Source organism: Streptomyces sp. NPDC001970 (assembly GCF_053594115.1).
Genome location: NZ_JBSFDW010000090.1, coordinates 1 through 6,679, shown reverse-complemented (window position 1 = coordinate 6,679; position 6,679 = coordinate 1). Strand labels below are relative to the sequence as shown.

General features: G+C 73.1%; 2 protein-coding genes and 1 pseudogene. 2 read left to right on the top strand and 1 reads right to left on the bottom strand.

The annotated features are described in order from the left end of the window. Positions 1 to 173, bottom strand: a pseudogene (locus tag ACWCP0_RS41775) (ABC transporter ATP-binding protein); the annotation flags it as partial. A gap of 380 nt (positions 174 to 553) precedes the next feature. On the opposite strand from ACWCP0_RS41775, the gene ACWCP0_RS41770 reads away from it, so the two are divergent. Together ACWCP0_RS41770 and ACWCP0_RS41765 are read left to right on the top strand one after the other, a co-directional pair. Beyond that, a complete protein-coding gene (locus ACWCP0_RS41770; protein WP_451083928.1) occupies positions 554 to 3,931 on the top strand; it encodes an FtsX-like permease family protein in 3,378 nt (1,125 codons plus the stop codon). 1 nt (position 3,932) lies between these two features. Further along, the coding region (locus ACWCP0_RS41765) for an FtsX-like permease family protein (RefSeq protein WP_451083927.1) at positions 3,933 to 6,679 on the top strand (2,747 nt) is incomplete at its 3' end.

Below are 6,679 nucleotides of genomic sequence, written 5' to 3'. Positions count from 1 at the left end.
ACCCCCCGCAGGGCATGCACGGCGGCGGCACCGCTGCCGTACGAGCGATGCAGGTTCTCCACACGGACCATCGGCCCACGGCCGGGCTCCTCCACCACGGCCCGACCGTTGCCGGGCCGTGTCGGCGCCGCGGCCGAGCTGTCGGTCGTGCTCCCGCTCGGGCTCTTCGACATGCGGATCTCCGTGAGTTGTCAGGCGGCCCGGGAGGGCCGCATGTGGCTGATGCGGTCTTGCCTTCAGTGGCTCGACAGGAGTGGCCGTCCGGCTCTCCTGGGCGCCCTGACTGCGGGCGTCCGGTCTGCGGCAGGAGCCGCGACGGTGCCGGGTGACAACCACGCCGACGGTGCCTGTTCGGAACTGATCGTGGCAGCGGAACCCCCTGCCATGCAGGTCAGGCAGGGCAGGCCGTGCCCCGAGCGACGCATGTTGGCATCGCCGACAAGGTCACGATCACATGAATCTTGAACACCGAACCGTTGTCTGTCTAGTGTCACATGTAGGTTCTCGCACGGCGGGGCTCAGGCCGTTCCATGGAGAAGAAACAGGAAACAGTGTGACAAGGTTTGTTCTTCTTCGCCTCAGAGCCCATCGTTTGCTCCTGACGGCTTCCCTGCTCGCCGTCCTGTTGACCACGTGTGTCCTTGCCGTGCTCACCGCGTTCTCCGGCATCGTCGGCAATGCCGCGTTGCAACACAGTCTCGGTCACCGGGATGCGGCGGCCGCCGCCCTCGTCGTCAGCGCCGATGTGCCGTCCGCTCGGCGGCAGGCGGCCGAGGAGGCGGTCGAGCGGGGCGCGCGGCAGACCTTCGACGGACTGCCGGTCTCGGTGCGCGAGCTGGAGCGCTCGGGGCCTTATGCCCTGCCGCGTGAGCTGAGGGGTGCGGCCGCCGACGCCGAGCTTCCCGACCTCACGGAGTTCGCGGCCCTGGACCGGTCCCGGATCGAGCTCGTCGAGGGAACGCTGCCCGGGCCCGTCGGGACGGCCGCGGAACCCTTGCCGGTCGCGATTCCCGAGGCAGCCGCCCAACAGCTGAAACTCCGGCCGGGTGCCCGGCTGACGCTTGCCGACCGGGTGTCGGACAAGCCCCTGGAGGTACGTGTCACCGGCCTGTACCGGGCCGCCGACGCGGCCGACCCGTACTGGCAGCTGGACAGCCTCGGCGGACGCGGGGTGCGGACCCTGGCCTTCACCACGTACGGGCCGCTCATGGCCGACCCGTCCGTGCTCGCCTCCCCCCGCACCTCCCAGGGGGCCACGGCCTGGCTGGCCACGGCCGGCTTCCGCGATCTCGGCACGGAACGGATCGCCGCGCTGCGCACCGCTGCCGAACGAGGACCGGAGGCGCTGCGCAAGGACCCGGCGTTCGCCGGATCGGTCATCGTACGCACCGGCCTGCCCGGGGTTCTCGCGCAGGCCGAACGCGCACTGATGGTGTCCCGCTCCACCCTCGTGATCGTCGCGGTGCAACTGGTCGTGCTGGCCGCGTACGCGCTGCTGCTCGTCGCCCGCCTGCTGAGCAGCGAACGCGCAGGGGAGATCGACCTGCTGAGGGCGCGCGGGGGTTCGCGCCGCCGGATCACTGGCCTCGCCGCGCTGGAGGCGGCGCTGCTGGCCCTGCCGGCGGCCCTGTGTGCACCGCTGCTCGCGGGTCCGCTGTCCCGGCAGCTGGTGGAGCGTTCCTCGCTCGGCCGCATCGGGCTGCGATTCGAAGACGCCACAGGAACTGCGGTCTGGTTGGTGGCGGGGCTGGTCGCGGTGGGCTGTGCCGCCGCGGTGGTGGCACCTGCTGTGACGGCGAGCGCCGGCCGGCGGCGGGGCCGGGCGGCCGCGCTGCCCGCACCTCTGCGCGCGGGAGGGGACATCGCGCTGTTGCTCGTGGCTGCCGTGGCGTACTGGCAGCTGAACCAGCAGACGGCGCACTCCGGCAGCGGCGTGCTCAGTGACGACCGGAACGGCAGCCTGGGCGTCGATCCACTGCTGGCCGTCGCGCCCGCGCTGGCGCTGCTGGCGGGCACGGTACTGGTCCTGCGCCTGATGCCGCCGGCGGCTCGGTTCGTCGAGCGCAGGGCGGCGGGCGGACGCACGCTGCCCTCGGCGCTTGCCGCATGGCAGTTCAGCCGTCGGCCGCAGCGCGGCGCGGGACCCGTACTGCTGCTGGTGCTCGCGGTGTCGATGGGCATGCTGGCGATCGGGCAGAGCGCTTCGTGGGACCGTTCGCAGGACGATCAGGCCGACTTCCGCGTCGGTGCCTCGCTGCGGGTGCTGGACAACGATGTCGTCAGCCCGGGTGACGCCGGCCAGTACGCGTCCCAGGCGGGAGTCCGGGCCGCCGCGCCCGCTCACCGCACCGCACTGGGCCTGTCGGACAACCGCATCGCCACCGTGCTGGCCCTGGACACCGCACGCGCCGAACAGCACCTGATGCTGCGAGAGGACCTTGCCGACGCGAAGGCCGACCGGCTGTTGGCCGCCACTCGTTCCCACGGGGCCGACGTTAGTCCTGGTCTCGTGCTGCCCGACGACACCAACCGGATCACCCTCCACCTGCGCCTCCAGGACGAGTGGAGGAAAACGGCGGTCACGGGATTCGTGTCGGCGGCCACCGTGGTGGTGGAGGACGGCTACGGCCTGGTGCACCGGCTGCCCGCGGGGAATGTCGCAGCCGACGGCGGGGTCCATGTCATCGACCTGGATCTCGACCGGACTGGCGGAGGTAGGCGCGCCGCCCCTGTCGGGCCGCTGACGATCACGGGCCTGAGGCTGGACGGGCGAGTGCCCCCGGGCGTGACCGGAAACCTGCGCCTCAGCGTCGAGCAGGTGCTTGCCATAGGCGCTGACGGCGCGGCGCGGCCTGTCGCCGTGCCCAACGGCATGCGCTGGCAGGGCAGCAGCACCGGCACGTTGGACGGCATCGCACAGAAGCCGGTGACACTGCGACCTTCGGCCTCGGCGGCGCGGCCGCTGGCCGTTGCGTACCGCATCGCATCGACGGTGGGCAGGGATGATCCGTATCCCCCCGCGGAAGGCACGGAGCTCCGGCTCACTGCCGAGCGGCCCGCCCCTGCGCCGGAGCTCGCCGGCATCGCGTCGGACGCGTTCCTGCGGGCGGCGGGCGCGCGGCAGGGACAGAGCGTCAACGTCACCCTGGCCGGTGAGGACGTGCGGGTGAGAATCGTCGACACCCTGCGGCAGCTGCCGACCACCGGCCCCGAGGCGAACGCCGCGGCCGCGCAGCTGAACGGCTCCGGCCCGTCCACCACCGGCACAGAGCCGGTCACCGAGAACGCCGACGGCGGCGCGCTGCTGCTCGACCTCCGTGCCGTCAACGAGCTGTTCGCCCATCGCGCGAGCGCCCCCCTCGCCCCGACCGAATGGTGGCTGAGTACCGCTCCCGGGAAGGCCGCCGCGGTCGCCGACGCGCTGCGCGAGCGCCCCGATGCCGATCCGGCCGATGTCATGGTGCGTGACGAGGTCGCCGAGGAACTCTCCGACGACCCGCTCGGCGCCGGACCGCGCCAGGCCCTGCCGGCCGTCGCGCTCGCGGCCGCGGCTCTCGCCGCGGTCGGCTTCGCCGTCAGCGCGGTCGGCTCCCTGCGCGAACGCTCCGCCGAACTGTCCCTTCTGAACGCCCTCGGCGCACCGCGCCGCAGGCTCGCCCGGATGGTCGCCGCCGAGCAGGGCGTACTGATAGCCACCGGACTGCTCGCCGGCGCTGCCCTGGGAGCAGCACTGACCCGCGCAGTGGTGCCACTGATCGTCCTCACCGGTCGGGCCACTCAACCGGCGCCGGACGTGTCGGTCGAACTGCCTCTGTCCCACGTGTCGTTGCTGCTCGTCGGGGTCGCCCTCCTGCCCGTGCTGGCCGTCGCCGCCATCGCTCTGCGCCGCGCCCACCCCGCACTGACCCTGCGCCACCAGGGAGATTACTGAGATGAGCACCCGTACGGACGGGCAGCACCCCACGCGTCAGCGCCCGGTCGCCCCCTGGACCAGGACTCGGCTGCGTACTGCGCCGGCCTCCGCGCTCGCCTTCGGCGCGCTCGTCCTGCTCACGGCCTTCCTGGCCGCAGCCTTCCCGCGAGCCGTCGACACCAACGAGTCCCGCAGCCTGCGACAGGACATTTCCGGCGCACACCCGGCCCTCAGCGTCCTGGAGCTGACCACGCCACAGCCCGGCCTCGAACTCCCGCAGTCCGCCAGAGAAGAGGCACTGCGCCCGCAAGTGATCGAGGCCGCGTACCGCAAGGTGCTGCCGCTGCTGGCCGCACCGTTGCGCGCCGACACCGCGCAGACCGCGTACGGCGTCCAGACCACCAAGTTCCTGGTCGCCCGGGACGCCTGGCTGCCGCGCCCCGAGGGGGTCCCACCCGAGTTCATCCTCGCCGCGCAGGTCGGACTGGCCCAGCACTCCACCGTCCGTACCGGGCGGCTGCCGTCCGCCCCGGCCGTGGTGACGGCGGAGACGAGGGAGGTCGAGGCCGCCGTGACGACAGCAACGGCCGAGAAGATGCGGATGCGCGTGGGCTCCCTGCTGCACATCGACACGTCGAACGGTGGACCGCTGGTCGTGCGGATCACCGGCATCGTCGAACCCGTACGACCCCAGGGCAGCTACTGGGCGGCCGAAGCGCTGCTGCGCAACCCCGCCTCGGCGTTGACGGACGAGGATCCTCCGGAACAGTATTGGCAGGCGTCGCTGCTCCTGGCCCCCGAGGCGGCGCCCGCGCTGCTGGGCACCCTCGGCGAGCCACAGCCCTACTGGCGCATTGCGCCGGACGTCAGCGGGCTGACGGCTCAGCACCTCCCGCCCCTCATCGACCGCGTGGCCTCCCTCGAGGGCGGTCCGGATCTGCTCCGCCTCAAGGACGCGGCCGGCAGGCACGCGGAGTTGACCACCGGGATGGACGGCATCCTCTCGTCCCACAAGGCCATGCGCTCCGCCCTCACACCGGTCGTGGCGGTGGCCGCGATCGGGACCGGGACGGTCGCGGCAGTGACCCTGGCGATGACCGGAGGACTCGTCGCCGCACGGCGCAACGCCGAACTGGCGTTGCTGCGTGCGCGCGGTGGGTCGCTGCCCGGCATCGGAGGCAGGCTGCTCGCCGAGTCGGCCGTCGTCGCCCTGCCCGCATCCGGTGCCGGCCTGGTGGCAGCCGTCCTGTCGATGCCCGAAGGCCGGCTGACGCCGGCGGTCGTGGCAGCCGCGACGGTCGCGGTGATCGCCTGCCTGGCGCTGCCGGTGTGTGCGGTTGTGCTGCACCGCAGCCCCCGGATGCACGCCGTGCGGGCCGATGTGGTCCGCGCCCGGCCGAGCCGCCGGCGTACCGTCGCCGAACTGAGCCTGCTGCTCCTCGCCGTAGCCGCCGTGGTGACCATCCGCCGCCGCGGCACCAGCGACCCGGGCGACTACCTGGCAAGCGCGGGCCCGGTACTGGTCGGGCTGGTCGCGGCGCTGGTCCTCGCCCGGCTGTATCCCCTGCCGCTGCGGTGGGCGGCCCGGCCGGCCGGACGGCTGCGCGGGGCACTCGGCTTCCTGTCACTGGCTCGAACGGGCCGCTCCTCGGCGACAGGTGTCCTGCCGTTGCTGGCGCTGCTGATCGCACTGACCACGGCGGCGTTCGGAGGTGCGATTCTGGCGGGCATCGCCGACGCACGGGACCGGGCCGCGCTGACGGCGCTCGGCGCGGACGCACGGATCTCCGGCCAGAACGGTACCGGGGCCCTGCCGGACGGCCTCGAGCAGGAGGTGCGGGACGTTCCCGGGGTCCAGGTGGTGGCCCCGGTGCAGATCGAACCCTCGATCAACCTGCTGCCCCGAACCCACCCGGTCAAGGGCGTTTTGCTCCCCGCACTGGTCGGGGTGGAACCGCAGTCCTATGCACGGCTCACCGATCAGCTGGGGCTCGGCACGTTCCCGGCCCGCGCACTTCAGGGGAGCCCGGGCGCGCAAGGAGACCCAGTCCTCGACGCGATCGCCTCGCCGGACGTCGCCGAGACTCTGGGCCGCGAACCGCAGCGCATCGAGACGATCGCCGGGGACTTCACGGTCCGGGTGACCGCGGTGCGCAGCCGGACCCCCGCGATTGCCTCCGAATTCCTGCTGGTCGACGCCTCGAAGCTCACGAATCGGGCCACGACCACGCTCCTCCTGGCCGCAGGTGACGAGCTGGACGACGGAGCCCTGAAGGCCGCCGCACGCGCCACGGGGCACGATGCCGACGTGCAGTCGCGCAGCGAGGTGCGGGCCTCGTTCGCCGACTCGCCCCTGCAGACCGGGGCAGAGCGGATCTACGCGGCCGCGATCGCCGCGGGTGCGGGCTACGCCGCGCTCGCGCTGCTGCTCTCGCTGCTGCAGTCCGCGCCGGCACGCACCGCGCTGCTGGCCCGGCTGCGCACCATGGGCCTCACCCGCCGGCAAGGCCGCCGGCTCCTTCTTCTCGAAGCGTTGCCGCAGGCGGTGCTGGTCGGCCTCGGCGGCATCCTGGTGGGCTGGGTCACGGTCTGGCTGCTGGCACCGGGAGTGGACGTGACACAACTGGCGCTCGCCGCACTCCCCGGCCGCGCGCCCGAGGGCGGTGTCTCCCTGCGCGCCGATCCGTGGTCGCTGGCGTTGCCCGCGGCGGGCGTGGTCGCGCTGGCAGGGGCGGTCGCCGCAGGGCAGGCGTGGTGGGCGGGCCG